Source organism: uncultured Mailhella sp., from assembly GCF_944324575.1.
GTDB lineage: Bacteria > Desulfobacterota > Desulfovibrionia > Desulfovibrionales > Desulfovibrionaceae > Mailhella.
The window spans coordinates 1-14,674 of record NZ_CALUWV010000019.1 but is presented as its reverse complement, the minus strand read 5'-3'; the positions used below and the strand labels follow the sequence as shown (position 1 = coordinate 14,674).

Sequence of the window (14,674 nt, the reverse complement as noted above, 5' to 3'; positions counted from 1 at the left end):
TCCGTTGGCGGCCATGATACTACTCCGCATCCGCAGCTATGACAAGCCGACTTTTTTTCAGGAAGCCCACGGGATTGTAGGTTTCCTTGGCCTGGCGGAGCCCGGGCTCGTCCATGTCCTGCTCTCTGTTTATGAGGGAGACGTCCTGCGCGGAGTGGCTCGCAAAGGCCTGATTGATGGCCTGATAGACGCCCTTGAGCTCCGCCTGAACCTTTTCAAAGTGCACGACCATCATGTCGCCCACTTTTTCCCCCACGGCAAAGGCGCCTATCTCGTCTTCCACATACAACGCGCCTCCGACCAGGCCGGGAAGGCGGTTCCAGTTGCCCACCACGCGGAAAATGGCCTCGTTCTCCGCCTGAAGCGACGGACTGTTCTCACAGTCCCGCCATCGGCACCACTTCTCCTGCAGACGAAGAACGTGCTCGACACCGTCGGGGTTGGAGGCATCGCCGAGGATGCGGTAGTCCTCGCCGTAGCGGCGGCGATAGCCGTTGACGTGCGTCTTCTTCTTATGAAACTTCGCGCCGGGCAGCTCGGCAAGATCGTTTCTGTCGTACAGATATTCCCATTGGCCGCGATCATTCTCTGCCGTCACACGGCTGCCGAGCGCCGAAGTAAGTACGGAAGCCAGCACCTCAGGCACACGAAAAAGTTCCACGCCCCCACGAATTTCAGGCTGCTCCGCCCAGTCAACAGCGTTCCAGTCGCCCACGGGAGCCCAGTAGCGCGTCTCGGGTCTGGTCTGACAGATCCAGCACAGACCATCGCGGAAGGACAGTCCCAGTCCGAAATATTCCGCCCAGCCCCATATATTGGTAAAGGTCAGATCAGCCGTGGGCTGAGGCGTACGTTCAAAGAAACGATGATAGTCGTCATACAGATCGAGAGTCACCGGGACATAGCCGGAAGGAAGGTTCATGCCTTCTCCTTGTGTTTGGAATGGGAAAGATGAGCGTTCAGGGAAAAGCGCGTCCAGTCCTTGCGGAAAAACACCCAGACCATGGCCGAAGTCTGCATGGCCATGGACAGGAACATGGCCATGTACACGCCGTAAGCATCATGGAACACGACGTGGGAAAGCCCCCATCCGAAGGGCAGTCGAATGAGCCATATGCCGGCGGTGTTGACAACAAGAGGATACACGGTTGCGCCCGCACCGTTCATCACGCCGTGCAGAACCATGCCCGACACGGTGAAGGGAACCACCAGAACGTTGAAGAAAAGATAGTTGATGATCTGCGATTTCACGCCCGGCGCCGAGGAAAAAAATCCGGCGAGATCGGGAATGAAGGGCCACATGCAGGCCGCCACGGAACTCATGGACACGCCGGAAATCACAAACAGCACTATGCCAACACGCTTTGCCCCGGCCTTGTCGCCAGCCCCGAGCGCATTGCCAACCAGAATGGACGCCGTCACCATGAAGGCGTTGGCCGGCATGTAGAGCAGCGATTCTATGCGGTTGCCTGCGGTAAGCCCGGCAAGCGCCTCCACTCCGTCCGGCAGCGAAGCGGTAATGCCGTACATGACGAGATACCCCAGATGCCAGAGCATGCTGTTGCCGCAGGCCGGAAGCGCCACTCTGAACAGGTACGGTGCGCCGATCCGAAGCCAGCGCAACGGCGGCAGCGCGTGATGGATGACAAGACCGCCGCGCTTCAGAAAAATCAGTGTCAGCACGGCGGCCAGCGTATTGGCGCTGAAGGTGGCCCAGGCTATGCCAGCCATGCCGAACGAGGGAAATCCGAGCCAGCCGAGACCGAAGCACAGATCGCCGAACACGTTGAGAAGACAGGTCGCCACGGCCACGATAAGCGGCGCTATGACCTGCCTTGCCGCTCTGAACAGCGTGCCGCCCACCTGCATGACATAAAAGGAAGGCAAGCCAGCAAGCATGACCCCTACCATGTATTCCGTCACCGGCACAAGTTCTTCCGGCGTCTGCAGAAGCTCCAGCACAGGTCGGCGCAAGAATCCCGTCAGCAGAGCAAGAAGCACGGCAACCGCCACGCAGCTGCAGAGCACGAGCCCCACATAGTTCTGCGCGCGTCTCGGATGCCCGGCCCCCATGGACTGGCTTACCGCCGCCATGCCTCCCGCACCGAGCGCCCAGCCGAAAACCATGAGAAAAACCTGAAGCTGAAAGGAGAGTCCCACGGCGGCCTGCACGTCGGAAGAAATGCATCCGGCGGCCCATATGTCGGTAAGATTGACGATGATGCTGCAAAGAAGCATCATCATCTGCGGCCAGACAAGCCCCCAGATGGTGCCAAGGGGCACATCACGCAGCCATTCGCCGGAACGGATGACGGAACAAATACGTAACAAAGCGGACATGGGCAGAAGATAACGCAATTATCTGCGCTGGCAAGAGGTGTTCCGCAACGCGCGGCAGACATGACAAAGTCACTCGAACGTTTTTCCATTACTGCCGGAACAACGCTGCGTTCAAGACGAAAAAGCGGGTGAGGGAGGACACTGTCCCTGCAGTCTGCAAGGCTTCTTTACCGTCCGCTCCCTTCTCTTCGCTGCAAAAAAAGTCCGTCGCCGAACAGATTCAGGGGAGTGTCGCACATGGCGTTGCCGTACAGGCTGAACCTGACAGTTACGGATCCCCCGGGAGTGTCGATACTTGTCCTGCCGGGACCGTTTCCCCGACGGCTGTCTCACGCTCTTTCATAGAGGCGTGCCGTGACTGGGCTGCTCAACCCGGCTTCGGGCAGCAGGTAAAGACTGCGAAACTGGTCTCGCTGTCCCCTGTCTCGTTTAAAAAACGCCATACTTCAAGGACGAGATCCGGACGGGCAGATAAAACCCCGCAGCACAAGAGACAAAAAGACCGGGAACGCCTCCCCTCAGGCAAGGGGAAAAGCATTCCCGGCGACTCTCCGCATCCGGCAGCACGCCGGACACGGGCAATGCACTAATCCAGAACCAGCGCCGAGGTCAGATCCTCCAGCGTCTCCCTGCGGCGGATGAGACGGGCCTTGCCGTCCGCGCCGATGAGCACTTCCGCAGGACGCATACGCTGATTGTAGGTGGAGGCCATGACCCAGCCGTAGGCACCCGCATCAAGCATGGCAATGACGTCGCCCTGCTTTATGAGCGGCAACTGACGATCCTTGGCGAGAATGTCGCCGGACTCGCAGATGTTGCCCACAATGGTCTGCTCCACGTTTTCACTGTCGGGGCAGCCGTTCTCACGGTAGATTTCCACGTCATGGAAAGAGCCGTAAAGCATGGGACGGGCCAGAACGGTAAAGCCTATGTCGGTGCCGGCAAAAAGGTGCGGTCCGTTGTTCTTGGTGGCATGCACGGTACCGAGCACGACGCCGCACTCGGCCACGACGTAGCGGCCGGGCTCAATGAAGAAGCGCCCCTTGTACCCCGTGGCGGAGGCCCATTCCGAAAGACATCCGTGGATGGCTTCGCCGAGAGCCTTCATGTCCATGCGGCTCTGCCCTTCATACTTGTGATAGGGCATGCCGAAACCGCCGCCGAAGTCGATGATTTCCAGAGGATACCCGAGCTTCATCAGGCGTTCCGCCATGGCAAGCAGAATCTTCATGGCATCAAGATAGGGACCGGCCTCCATGAACAGAGAGCCGATGTGCTGATTCACGCCCACGAGACGCAGATCATAGCGAGACACAATGTCCTGTACCTGAGGCACCATGTCGGGATCGACGCCGAACTTGGTCTTCTTGCCGCCGGTCACCACCTTTTCGCTGTGTCCCGCGCCGATGCCGGGATTGAAGCGGATCATCACGCGGCCGCCGGGGCAGACCTGCCCGAACAGCTCCAGCTGAGCAAGAGAATCCACACTGACCACGCAGCCGTGATCAGCGGCATTCTTGAGCTCTTCGGCGCTCACGTTGTTGCAGACGTAGGTAATTTCTTCAGGAGTAAAACCGGCAAGCGTGTTAATGTGGAGCTCGCCGGGGCTCATGGCATCCACCACGCAGCCTTCGGAACGGATGATGCGAAGCAGCGCAGGATTGGTGTTGGCTTTGGCGGAATAGTTCACGCAAAAACCGGGAAGCGACGAGAGCCCCAGAAGATCGCGGCAGCGCTCGCGCAGTACGTTCTCATTGTAGACATACAGAGGAGAACCGAAACGGGAGACCAGTTCACGGGGATCTTCCTGCCCATAAAAGTTGACACTGTCCGTATAGGTGGATCGTACGTTTGCCATTTTCTCTTTCGTACCTGTGTAAGGAAAAAGCTCCGGAAACAGGCCCGCGACATGGAACGGCAAACCATGACTCCGGCCTGAAACACAAAAAAACGGCCGCCCCCGCAAGGCGATGAACGGCCATCCGACCGGGGAGAAAGCGAAAGCCTTCTCCCCGAGACACAATAAAGACAGCCCTGCCGCGAACGGCAGGGATCGAGCGCACTACTTCTTATATTTGTCGAGAGCGGCGGCCAGGCGGGTCTTGCCGTCCAGCTTCTGCTTCTTGAGAGTCTTCATTTCCTGCTCTTCACTGGGAGAGAGGTAGCTCTTGCCTTCAAACTTGGCGAGCTGCTTTTCATACAGCATATGTTCTTCCCAGAGAGACTTCAGTTCAGGATCAGTATCGCCGTACTGTTCCACAATCTTGAGATCACGTTCTTCCATAGCACAGACTCCATTGTGTTGGGGTGGCAGGGAAAAAGCCGGCAGACCGGCTTCCTCTAAATTCATACGCCGGCCAGACGCAGCCCGAGCTGAAGCAAAGACTGCACGACCACGCCGTTGAGCAGTTGCAGGGCGACCAGCGCCACGATGGGGGAAAGGTCTATCCCATTGACCATCACGAAGGGGAACGCCTTGCGGATACGGTAAAACACCGGTTCCGTGAGAGCCCTCAGCGTGCGGACGATCGCATTATACGGATCGGGCCTCACCCACGAGAGAAAGGCCGCCACGATAACGACGAAAATATAAAGATTGATGACCAGACTCAGAAGCCCGGCAACAGTCGTGACAAGATTTGCAAAGACGAACATGGCTCCTCCATGAAAAGTCCTGTATTCAGAGTGTTGCCTGATTGGCTTCCAGATGCAAGCAAAAAAATGAATTTTCCGACCACAAATTTAACAGACACAGCGAAGACGCTTCACGCCGTCCTTGAACATCACGTCCATCTTATCGGGCGGCAACAGCTCGATGACGGCTCCCGTACCGAAAACGGGATGATCCACCAGCGTGTTCACGGCAAAGGTGCCGGTCATGCTGTAGGCCACGGGCACCGCCGCTCTTCCTGCAACAAGACTGGTCCAGCGCTGTTCGTTTTCCTCGGCACGGTGGGCAAGCTGCTTCTCTTCTCTGGTAAGTCTGGGGGCGGCGGCGCGCTTTTCCGCCTTGACGGTGGCATCCACAGCTTCCGCACGGTTGTGACCGGCCTTCACACGCACGGTCTTTTCCACCTTGGGACGGGCATGAGCCTCGGGAGCAACATACTTATGCACGCTGCCGCAGGCGCGGCATTCAACCTTGACCGGCATGCCGTCGAGGCACGCCATGACGACGTGGCCAGTGACATCCTTGCAACGCGAGCAGCGAGCCTCAATGATCTGACCTGTAACAAATGAACTCATGAAACGAAAAACTCCAGATGGATTTTCGGCGCAGGACTCCCTGCGCGCAACACACGATTCTATCGGGCTCCTACAGGGAAGCCCACGACCGCATGAGCGGTCGAAAAATATTCCGTCAGCAGCGGGTCTCCGCCTCGGCCCTCATGGCGGCAATCTCATCCCGGATCACGCGGGCCGCAGTCGAAGCAGCCGTCTGCTCACTTTTCTTTTCCCACTCCTGAACGCGCTTTTCAAGGCTGTCCACACGCGCATCAAGGTCTGCCTCTTCCCCGGCCTCCTGCTCCGACAAAACCGGCAGTCTGGCGTCAAGCATGCGGCTTACCAGCTCTTCCATGTTGAGACGGACGGATGCGTCTTCCAGAAACATGGTGCCGGCCTGGGCGATCTGCTGGCTCAGACTTTCCACGCTTTCCTCAAGTTCCCGGTACCTCTTTTCAAGAAAGGCAATGCGCTCTTCCAGCACTTTTACTTCGGCCTCATGCTTCTCTTTCAGGTCAAGCAGGCGTTTGTCATCCCCGGCAGAGTTCTCCACACTTCCAAAGTCGGCGCTGTCTTCGACATCAGCCCGGTCCTCGTTCTGCATTGCGCCCCCGACGGTACTCTCTCCCGCAGAACAAACGGGCGTTTTTGTCCCGAAACTCTCCGCGTCTCCCTGCTCAAGCACAGCGCTCTCATCCAGAAGCACCGTCTCTTCTCCGCCCTCGACGCAGTTTTCAACGGTTTCGAGAACGGCCGTTTCAGGCTGTTCCACCATATCGGCATTATCGGGAAGAAAAGCGGATTCTTCCGCCTGCACGGCTTTCTCATCCGATGCGGACTGCGCCACAATGTCCAAAAGCTCAATGACCTCTTCAGGCTGTTCAGAAGAACGCTTTTTTTCTTCCATGATCCCCTCTTGGCGGTAGCAGAAAAATGTGGGTCAAAGATATACAACTAAAGGTAAGGCTTCCGCAAGGCCAAAAAAAGCCCCCTTCCGGGGGCAAAACGAGGCCGTAGAAATCGGCCGCAGTTTTGCCCCGCCCCTTACAGGCGGGGCAAAACCAGAGATTCAGCTAGTTCTGCTTGGGATGGCAGGCAGACCCGGAACAGCCCGTAAGGGCCTGCTTCATTTCAGGACGGGTCTTCGCAACCTGAGTATGGCAGCCGAGGCAGGAGTCGGCAACGTAACCCTTGCCGTAGATTTCGCGGTCATGAATAATCTTGAAGTAGCTGCGTTCCGCCTGCTTGTCTTCAGGATTGTGGCAACCGGCAGTCCCGCACCTGAACTTGGGAGTGGTGCCGGCGACCTTGTGATGACAGACGGCACACTGCTTTTCCGTATCGACAGCCAGCGGGGGGAAGTGAGCGGGCATGCTGGTATGGCAGGCCGTGCAGTCCTGAGTGGTATGGATGTTATGATCGAAATAGACGGGCTTATCGGTCAAATCCATCTTGATGGGCCCGGCAGGGATATGTGCGAACTGCGCGGCGCCGGCCGGCAGAGCCAAAGCGGCGACTATCAGAGCGGCGGAGCCGAACGTCAGCAGCTTTTTCATAGGGTGACCTCCTCCTGGTCTTTACACGAAACCAACGCTCACGCTGCAGAGGCATAAGCAGAATTACGTTACTTCCAAAACAGAAATAATGTCAAGAGAGAGCGCTCAAAGACAGGCTCTCTTTCCGGTGTCACCGGATGATTATCTGTCGGCTCACTCTGCCTCGCAGACTTGCACTGTGCATGAACAGCTCGCTTCATTCTACACTTCCGCAGACAAAAAAGCAAAAGGGCCGGAACGTCTTTTTCCGTTCCGGCCCTCGCTCTACTTGGAGGTATTGGCAAGCAGCGGCGAATTGTACATCTTCACCTTGGCCTGCGAGCTGAGCTGCGTGAGATAGATCTGATAAATCATGTTGGCTCTGTCTGCGATGAGGCGGTTCTGCATGTCGGCCTCGGCGCTTTTCCATTCCTTTTCGGAAGGAGCTTCGATGGCGGACACGCGGGCAAGCACGGCGCCGTCCTGCACACGATAGGGCTCGTTGAGCCACGCATCGCTGACTTCAGGCACGGCGAAGGCGGCCTGAGCAAGGGCGGGATCGGCAATGAGGTCGGCAATGTTGCCGTCACGTCCGAAGGGTTCGGAGGTCTTGACGGCCGCGCCCTCGGCGGGCTTGCCGTTCTGGAATGAGGCACGGGCCTTGCGGGCGTCGTCCATGGCCATTTCAGCGGCCTTCTGCTTGGTGAGAAATTCAACAATGAGCGGACGCACTTCATCCAGAGGCTTCACGCTCTGAGGTCTGCTTTCCGTCACCTTCACCACCAGCAGCGCGTTGCCGGAGGGCACGGCGGAATCGAGCACCGTACCGGCAGCGGCGGCAAGAATGGTCTGCACGTCGGAGTCGCGGATGTCGAGCTTGCCGGCCAGTTCCTCGGCGGAAATAAGACCGGTGCTCTCAGACTTCACGGCCGCGACGGAAGCGGCTTTCGCGGCCTCTTCCATGCTCTTTCCGGCAAGAGCCTGTGCCAGCACGGCGTCGGCCTTTTCTTCCAGACCATGACTCGCGGCTTCAGTAGCCAGCTCGGCGCGCAGCTCGTCCTTTACCTCATCGAAACTGTGCGTCACGGCGTCCTGATGTCCTTCCTTCTTGATGAGATGGAAGCCGAACTGGGTACGCACGGGAGCGGAAACCTCACCGTCCTTCAGGGCAAAGGCGGCCTTGGAGAACTCGGGAACCATCTGACCGGCGGTGAACCAGCCGAGGTCACCGCCCTGGCTTGCAGTCCCGTCCTGACCGCTCTTTGCCACCTCGGCAAAGTCTTCGCCGCCACGGATACGGGCTTCAAGGGTCTTGATCTCATTCTCGGCCTTCTTCACCTCGGACTCGGGCGCGTCGGCCGCGACACGAATAAGGATATGACGGGCGTGAATCTTTTCTTCTTCGGTGTACTGAGCAATCCGCTCGTCATATGCAGCGCGCAGTTCGTCATCTTTAATGGTGGAAGGATCACCCATGACTGCGGGATCAAGACGGACATACTCCACATTCACGCTGGGCGGAACCGTAAAGCTTGCGCTCTGCGCCTCGTAGGTCTTGGCGACCTCCTCTTCGGAAGGCGCGGCCTTGTCCATATGCGCGGAGGCGGGGAACAGGATGTAATCCACGCGACGCCGTTCTGCGGCATAGTCGAAAATGGCCTTCACAGCGGAAGGATCGACATAGGCCCCGGCCGTCACAAGTCTCTGGAGCTTGCCGGGAAGCATGGCTCTGGCCTGATCGGTCTCGAACTGACGGGGGGTAATATGGTTCTTGCTCAGAACCTCCTTATAGACGGCAGGATCGAACTTGCCGTCCTTCTGGAAGTAAGGAAGCTGTTCGAGAAGGGCGCGCAGCTCGTAGGGGCTCACGGTAAGTCCCGCGCGCTCGGCCTCGTCTTCAATGAGCTTTTCCTGCATGAGCGACTGTAAAACGCGCTGCTCAAGCTGGAAGCTCTCCAGCATTTCCGACGTGATGTTGGGAATGGAACGGCGCACGTTGTCTTCCATTGCGGCATAGGCACGCTGAAATTCCACTTCCGTGATGTTCCTGTCATTGACGGAGGCCACGAGTCCCTTGGGGCCGGTATAGGAACCTATGCCCCAGAAGACAAAGACCACGATGATGATGCCGAAAGCCAGTTTTACTCCCCAGGACTGGGCGTTGGCTCTGATGCCGTCCAGCATGACGACTCCTTGCTGTTGTTATTGATGTTCCCGGAGCCGCGGACGGCCCGAATTTCTTTTCCCTTTCAGGCGCGACGGGCACGCACGGCGTTAAGCAGGCCGCCGGCTCTGAGCACGTCCCATTCTTTTTCAGAGAGGTCGTTGCGAACGCGCACCTCGCCCAGGCCCTCCACCTGCAACACGGCTTCTCCACCGGCAGTCATGGAAGCGGCATCCAGAGTCACGGAAGCGCCGAGCGTCATGCGGTCATAATCCTCGCCGTTCACGAAAATGAGAGGAAGAATGCCGAAGTTGATGAGGTTGGCCCTGTGTATGCGGGCAAAAGACTTGGCAACCACGGCACGAACGCCGAGATGACGCGGCGCAAGAGCGGCGTGTTCGCGGCTGGACCCCTGACCGTAATTCTCACCGGCAACAATGATGCCGGCAAGCCCTTCGGCCTTCACCTTGTCCTGCCGTTTCACGAAATTCTCGTCGGTACGGCTGAACACATAGCGGGAAATGGCAGGTACGTTGGAACGCAGCGCGGTGATTTCCGCACCGGCAGGCATGATGTGGTCGGTGGTGATACCGTCGCCCACCTTGAGCGTCACCTCGCCGGAAAGCTTTTCGGGCAGAGGTTCAAAGGTTTCAAGAGCCACAATGTTGGGGCCGCGCAGGATTTCCACCTTGGCACGAGCCTCTTCCGTCGCCGCAGGGAACAGGAAATGATGACGTCCGCTGGGTATATGCGCGGGAAAATCAGGATGCGCGGGAGCTTCGCCCCAGATCGCGGGATCGGTGAAGCGGCCGTTCAGAGCACACTGCGCCGCCGTGACAGGACTCACCAGATAGACCTGAGCATCTCTCGTGCCGCTGCGACCTTCAAAATTGCGGTTGAAGGTACGTACGGAAACGCCGCCGGACACGGGTGAGCTGCCCATGCCGATGCACGGTCCGCAGGCACATTCCAGAAGTCTCACGCCGCTGTCGAGCAGCGAGGCAAGAGAACCCTCTTCCGTAAGCATGGTAAGCACCTGGCGGGAACCGGGCGCCATGCAGGTATCGGTTTCAGGGCAGACGCGGCGGCCGCGCAGGGTTTCGGCCACAAGATGCAGATCGGCGTAAGACGAGTTGGTGCAGGAGCCCATGGCTACCTGATCCACGCGCAGGCCGTCGAGCTCGGCAACGGGAACCACCTTGTCGGGCATATGGGGACGGGCCACCAGAGGTACGATGGAAGAGAGATCCACTTCCATCTCTTCGTCGTACTGCGAGTTCTCGTCGGCCTGGAGCGGCTCCCAATCCTGTTCACGACCCATCTGCTTCAAAAATTCGCGGGTGCGTTCGTCGGAGGGGAAGAGAGAGCCCGTGGCGCCGAGTTCCGCGCCCATGTTGGTGATGGTGGCGCGTTCCGGCACGGAAAGCGTGCTCACGCCTGGACCGCAGTACTCAAAGATGCGCCCCACGCCGCCCTTGACGCTCAGACGGGAGAGCATATGCAGAATGACGTCCTTGGCCTGCGCCCAGCCGGTAAGACGACCGGTGAGCCACACCTTGACGACTTTGGGCATGGGAATGCTGTACGGTTCCCCGGCCATGGCAAGGGCCACGGAAAGACCGCCGGCGCCCATGGCGAGACAACCCATGCCGCCGGCGTTGGGGGTATGGCTGTCGGAGCCGAGAAGCACGCGGCCGGGACGGGCGAAGTTTTCCAGATGAAGCTGATGGCAGATGCCTGTGCCGGGAGCGGAATACACCGCGCCGAAGCGCTGCGCCGCCGTACGCAGGAAGCGATGGTCGTCGGGATTGCGGAATCCCATCTGCAGCGTATTGTGATCCACATAGCTTACCGAAAGCTCGGTGCGGACGGAAGAGAGGCCCAGAGCTTCAAACTGAAGCCAGGCCATGGTACCCGTGGCGTCCTGCGTAAGCGTCTGATCCACACGAAGCCCGATTTCCTTTCCGGGGACCATCTCCCCTTCCACCAGATGGGCGCTGATAATCTTATGAGCAATGTTCATGGCAAAACCTTTCATGGCCGACAGAAACGGCCCGTCATGTACGGCCTTTTGACGATCGGCCGCAACAAATCCGCAGACTCCATCCCCGAAAAACACGGAGCCGGTCCCGGACACACGTTGGAAGGCCTCATTTATACAAGGATAATGTCCAGAGGGCAAGAGTCGATATGGATTCTCTCCGCCCCCGGGGCGGGATTCTTCTTTCGCCGCGCGTCCGGCAAAGGGGAAGTGTCATGGTTGCAGAGCTGAAGGGATGGGCGTATACTTCCTCCGATTTTTTACACCCGGAGTTCCCATGGCAGAGAATATCGGCATCATCGCGGGCGGCGGACAGTTTCCCCGCCTTGTGGCACAGCAGGCCCGCGCCGCGGGTCTCGGCGTGGTCATCTGCGGTTTTCAGGGGCATACCGACCCTGCCACCGCCGAATGCGCCGACGTGTTTGAACTGCTCCACCTGGGGCAGCTCGGCCGCATGGTCAGCTTCTTCAAGAAGCATGGAGTTTCGCGCGCCTGCATGGCCGGTTCCATCAGCAAGCCCAAGGCTCTGGAATTTCGTCCCGACTGGCGTGCCGCAAAGCTTCTTTTCAGTCTGAAGAAAAAAGGAGACGACGCGTTGCTTCGCGCCATCATGGCCGATATTGAAAAGGACGGCATACGCATCGTCGCTTCCGCGGATCTTGCTCCCATGCTGCGAGCTCCCGGCGGCACGCTCACCCGTCGCGCTCCCACCGAAGACGAATGGAAGGACATCCGCTACGGCTGGCCCATCGCCCGCAGCATGGGTGCGTTCGACATAGGCCAGTGCCTCATTGTGCGCGAAGGCATGGTCATGGCCGTGGAATGTCTCGAAGGCACGGACGCCACCATACGCCGTGGAGCTGAACTCGGCGGCGAAGGCTGCGTGGCCATCAAGATGGTGAAACCCGGACAGGATGAACGCGTCGATCTGCCTTCCGTAGGACTTGCCACCATACGCAATCTGGTAGAACACCACTATGCCGCTCTGGCCATTCAGGCGGACAAAACTCTGTTCTTTGATCGCGAGGAAGCCTTGAAGCTCGCCGACGAGCACGGCCTTGCCGTGGTGGCCCTGCCGGACGACTTCGCCTGACCTTCCCGTCGCACTCCTTTCCGGACGTCCTCATGCCAGTCTCAGCCTCTTTATCAGGTCGCGTCTCACGCGGCCAGATCGTCACGCTCGGCCTTTTCGTCTCCGGTCTCGTCATCTGCCTTGCCGCAGGCCTTTCCCTGCTCTGGGCCCTCGGCTTCGGCGTAGTCTGCTTCAGCATTCACGCCCGAAGCACGGGCGTCGCCTTTCCCGAAATTGCGAGACTGCTCCTGCGCGGCATAAGGCGCATATCCAACATCCTCACCATATTTACGCTCATAGGCATGCTCACGGGTGTCTGGCGCATAAGCGGGACCATTCCCATGCTCATCGACTGGGCGCTCTCCCTTATCAACCCCACGTTCTTCGTGCTCTGGAGCTTTCTGCTCTGCGCGGCGCTGAGCTCCCTCATCGGCACGGCCTTCGGCACCGTGAGCACGCTCGGCGTCGTGTGCATGCTCATGGCGCACACGGCAGGCTTTAACGAAGTGCTCGTCGGCGGGGCCATTCTGAGCGGCGTGTATGTGGGCGACCGCTGCTCTCCCATGTCCTCCAGCGCGGCGCTCGTGTGTGCTCTTACCCATACCGACATTTACGGCAACTTCAAAAGAATGCTCCGAAGCGGAGCCGCGCCCTTTCTGCTCACCTGCACAGGATACGCCCTGCTCTCCCTTCTCGGGCCCGAGCACGTCATGCCCGACGGCGCCACCGACGTCATGCGCGCAAACTTCACCTTCAATATATGGGTGCTGCTTCCGGCCATCGTCGTTCTAGTTTTCGGACTTCTGCGCATAGACGTGAAAATCGCCATGGCCGCCAGCATCGTGATTGCCTGCGGCGATTCTCTCATCTTTCAGCACTGCTCTCTCTCCGCACTTGTCTCCACCATGCTGCTCGGTTACCGCCCGCCCGTCGACGACATCGCCATGCTCAAGGGCGGCGGCATCATTTCCATGGTCAACGTAGCCGCCATTGTGGCCATATCCTCATCCTATTCCGCGCTCTTTGAAAGATCGGGACTTCTGAACAGCTTTGAAAACATGGTGGAACGCATGGCAACGCGCATCGGCGCCTTCCGTGCCACGGCCCTCGTGGGCCTTCTCACCACCGGTCTTTCCTGCAACCAGACGCTCTCCATCATTCTCACCCGTCAGCTCTGCGCGCATGCCCAGCACAACCGCCGGGAAATGGCCATGTATCTGGAAAACAGCGTGGTCCTGCTCTCTGCCGTTCTGCCCTGGAGCATAGCCTTTTCCATGTGCAGCCTCACGCTGCAGCAGGGGCCGGCCATCATCGTCTTTGCCCTGTATCTGTGGATGGTTCCCCTGTACTGGTGCCTCAGGTCCAGAAGCGTCCATCAGTCCTGTCTGAGGCCCCCCTTTGAATTTTTCCTTGCCAAAAAACGTCGCCGGGTTTAAAAAATAACCCGTTCACCAGCTAGGGGAGCCTTACGGCTGAGAAAGAGGATAATGCCTCTGACCCTTGGAACCTGATGCAGTCAGCACTGCCGAAGGGAAGCTCGGTTTCCTTGCAGGAAACCTCACGTCCACCCCCTTTGGTGGACGTTTTTTTTCATCACAGCGAGGTTTCCATGCGCATCACCGTCAACGGCGAACCAGAAGAAATCACCGAAGGCCTCACCCTGCTCGACCTCATCATCGGACGCGGTATCGACCCCGGCGTCGTCGTCGCCGAACTCAATCGCGACATCGTTGCCAGAGACAACTTCGCTGCCGTGCGTCTCAACCCGGGCGACAGCCTGGAGCTCCTGCACTTTGTGGGAGGAGGTTAATATGCAGCAATCCGACAAGCTTGTCATCGGCGGCGTGGAACTTGGCAGCCGCCTTTTCATCGGTACCGGAAAATACCGTGACGACTCCCTCATCCCGGCCGTTTGCGAAGCCAGCGCCTCCGAGGTCATCACCGTGGCCATGCGCCGCGTGGACAAAAGCGGCGCCGGAGTCATGGGGCACATCCCTTCCTCCATGCGGCTGCTTCCCAACACCTCCGGCGCGCGCAACGCCGACGAGGCCGTGCGTCTCGCCCGTCTCGCCCGCGCCGCGGGCTGCGGCAACTGGATAAAGATCGAAGTCATATCCGACACCCGTCACCTTCTGCCCGACGGCTACGAAACCGCGAAGGCCACCGAAATTCTGGCGAAGGAAGGCTTCACCGTTCTGCCCTACATCAATCCCGACCTCTATGTGGCCCGCGCCTGCGTGAACGCCGGTGCCGCGGCCGTCATGCCGCTCGGCGCTCCCAGCGGTACCAACAGGGGC

General features: G+C 58.9%; 13 protein-coding genes, 1 pseudogene and 1 riboswitch. Of the genes and pseudogenes, 4 read left to right on the top strand and 10 right to left on the bottom strand.

Features of this window, described 5'->3' with window-relative positions; translation table 11 throughout:
- Window positions 1-19: 19 nt before the first annotated feature.
- The 10 genes from Q0J81_RS03970 to Q0J81_RS03925 form a co-directional block, all read right to left on the bottom strand.
- Window positions 20-922: a phosphatidylglycerol lysyltransferase domain-containing protein gene (locus Q0J81_RS03970; protein WP_294446141.1), complete on the bottom strand. Its 903-nt coding sequence runs from the start codon at window positions 920-922 to the stop codon at window positions 20-22.
- Window positions 919-2,283: an MATE family efflux transporter gene (locus Q0J81_RS03965; RefSeq protein WP_294446140.1), complete on the bottom strand. Its 1,365-nt coding sequence runs from the start codon at window positions 2,281-2,283 to the stop codon at window positions 919-921. Before Q0J81_RS03965 ends, Q0J81_RS03970 begins: the two co-directional genes overlap by 4 nt.
- A gap of 643 nt (window positions 2,284-2,926) precedes the next feature.
- Window positions 2,927-4,198, bottom strand: a complete 1,272-nt coding sequence (gene lysA, locus Q0J81_RS03960; protein WP_294446139.1) for a diaminopimelate decarboxylase — start codon at window positions 4,196-4,198, stop codon at window positions 2,927-2,929.
- Between the two features lie 204 nt (window positions 4,199-4,402).
- Window positions 4,403-4,624, bottom strand: coding sequence for a DUF465 domain-containing protein (locus tag Q0J81_RS03955; protein WP_294446138.1), 222 nt, complete (start codon window positions 4,622-4,624; stop codon window positions 4,403-4,405).
- Between the two features lie 62 nt (window positions 4,625-4,686).
- Window positions 4,687-4,995, bottom strand: a complete 309-nt coding sequence (locus Q0J81_RS03950) for a YggT family protein (protein ID WP_294446137.1) — start codon at window positions 4,993-4,995, stop codon at window positions 4,687-4,689.
- A gap of 87 nt (window positions 4,996-5,082) precedes the next feature.
- Entirely contained in the window at window positions 5,083-5,586 is a 504-nt protein-coding gene (locus Q0J81_RS03945; protein WP_294446136.1) for a hypothetical protein, read from the bottom strand.
- 115 nt (window positions 5,587-5,701) lie between these two features.
- On the bottom strand, window positions 5,702-6,472 hold the full coding sequence (locus tag Q0J81_RS03940) for a hypothetical protein (RefSeq protein ID WP_294446135.1): 771 nt from the start codon (window positions 6,470-6,472) through the stop codon (window positions 5,702-5,704).
- Between the two features lie 166 nt (window positions 6,473-6,638).
- On the bottom strand, window positions 6,639-7,121 hold the full coding sequence (locus tag Q0J81_RS03935) for a cytochrome c3 family protein (protein WP_294446134.1): 483 nt from the start codon (window positions 7,119-7,121) through the stop codon (window positions 6,639-6,641).
- Between the two features lie 264 nt (window positions 7,122-7,385).
- Window positions 7,386-9,284 carry a SurA N-terminal domain-containing protein gene (locus Q0J81_RS03930; RefSeq protein WP_294446133.1) on the bottom strand — a complete coding sequence of 633 codons (1,899 nt, stop codon included), beginning with the start codon at window positions 9,282-9,284 and terminating at the stop codon, window positions 7,386-7,388.
- 65 nt (window positions 9,285-9,349) lie between these two features.
- Complete coding sequence (locus tag Q0J81_RS03925) at window positions 9,350-11,287, bottom strand: aconitate hydratase (RefSeq protein WP_294446132.1); 1,938 nt, start codon at window positions 11,285-11,287, stop codon at window positions 9,350-9,352.
- A 295-nt stretch (window positions 11,288-11,582) separates the two neighbouring features.
- Here Q0J81_RS03925 and lpxI point away from each other — a divergent pair, with 295 nt between their 5' ends.
- From lpxI to Q0J81_RS03905, 4 genes and pseudogenes are all read left to right on the top strand, one after another.
- The gene (gene lpxI / locus Q0J81_RS03920) at window positions 11,583-12,398 is read left to right on the top strand and encodes a UDP-2,3-diacylglucosamine diphosphatase LpxI (protein WP_294446131.1); all 816 of its coding nucleotides are present in this window, start codon (window positions 11,583-11,585) and stop codon (window positions 12,396-12,398) included.
- Window positions 12,399-12,430: 32 nt separating this feature from the next.
- The gene (locus tag Q0J81_RS03915) at window positions 12,431-13,813 is read left to right on the top strand and encodes a Na+/H+ antiporter NhaC family protein (RefSeq protein ID WP_294446130.1); all 1,383 of its coding nucleotides are present in this window, start codon (window positions 12,431-12,433) and stop codon (window positions 13,811-13,813) included.
- 11 nt (window positions 13,814-13,824) lie between these two features.
- Window positions 13,825-13,928, top strand: a riboswitch (TPP riboswitch).
- Between the two features lie 25 nt (window positions 13,929-13,953).
- A complete protein-coding gene (gene thiS / locus Q0J81_RS03910; RefSeq protein ID WP_294446161.1) occupies window positions 13,954-14,187 on the top strand; it encodes a sulfur carrier protein ThiS in 234 nt (77 codons plus the stop codon).
- 1 nt (window position 14,188) lies between these two features.
- Window positions 14,189-14,674: pseudogene (locus Q0J81_RS03905) on the top strand (thiazole synthase); the annotation flags it as partial.

Excerpts from the sequence above, each read along its gene's own strand:
- Q0J81_RS03970 (WP_294446141.1), bottom strand. The coding sequence starts at position 922 with ATGAACCTTCCTTCCGGCTATGTCCCGGTGACTCTCGATCTGTATGAC.
- lysA (WP_294446139.1), bottom strand. The coding sequence starts at position 4,198 with ATGGCAAACGTACGATCCACCTATACGGACAGTGTCAACTTTTATGGG.
- Q0J81_RS03955 (WP_294446138.1), bottom strand. The coding sequence starts at position 4,624 with ATGGAAGAACGTGATCTCAAGATTGTGGAACAGTACGGCGATACTGAT.
- Q0J81_RS03950 (WP_294446137.1), bottom strand. The coding sequence starts at position 4,995 with ATGTTCGTCTTTGCAAATCTTGTCACGACTGTTGCCGGGCTTCTGAGT.
- Q0J81_RS03945 (WP_294446136.1), bottom strand. The coding sequence starts at position 5,586 with ATGAGTTCATTTGTTACAGGTCAGATCATTGAGGCTCGCTGCTCGCGT.
- Q0J81_RS03940 (WP_294446135.1), bottom strand. The coding sequence starts at position 6,472 with ATGGAAGAAAAAAAGCGTTCTTCTGAACAGCCTGAAGAGGTCATTGAG.
- Q0J81_RS03935 (WP_294446134.1), bottom strand. The coding sequence starts at position 7,121 with ATGAAAAAGCTGCTGACGTTCGGCTCCGCCGCTCTGATAGTCGCCGCT.
- Q0J81_RS03930 (WP_294446133.1), bottom strand. The coding sequence starts at position 9,284 with ATGCTGGACGGCATCAGAGCCAACGCCCAGTCCTGGGGAGTAAAACTG.
- Q0J81_RS03925 (WP_294446132.1), bottom strand. The coding sequence starts at position 11,287 with ATGAACATTGCTCATAAGATTATCAGCGCCCATCTGGTGGAAGGGGAG.
- lpxI (WP_294446131.1), top strand. The coding sequence starts at position 11,583 with ATGGCAGAGAATATCGGCATCATCGCGGGCGGCGGACAGTTTCCCCGC.
- Q0J81_RS03915 (WP_294446130.1), top strand. The coding sequence starts at position 12,431 with ATGCCAGTCTCAGCCTCTTTATCAGGTCGCGTCTCACGCGGCCAGATC.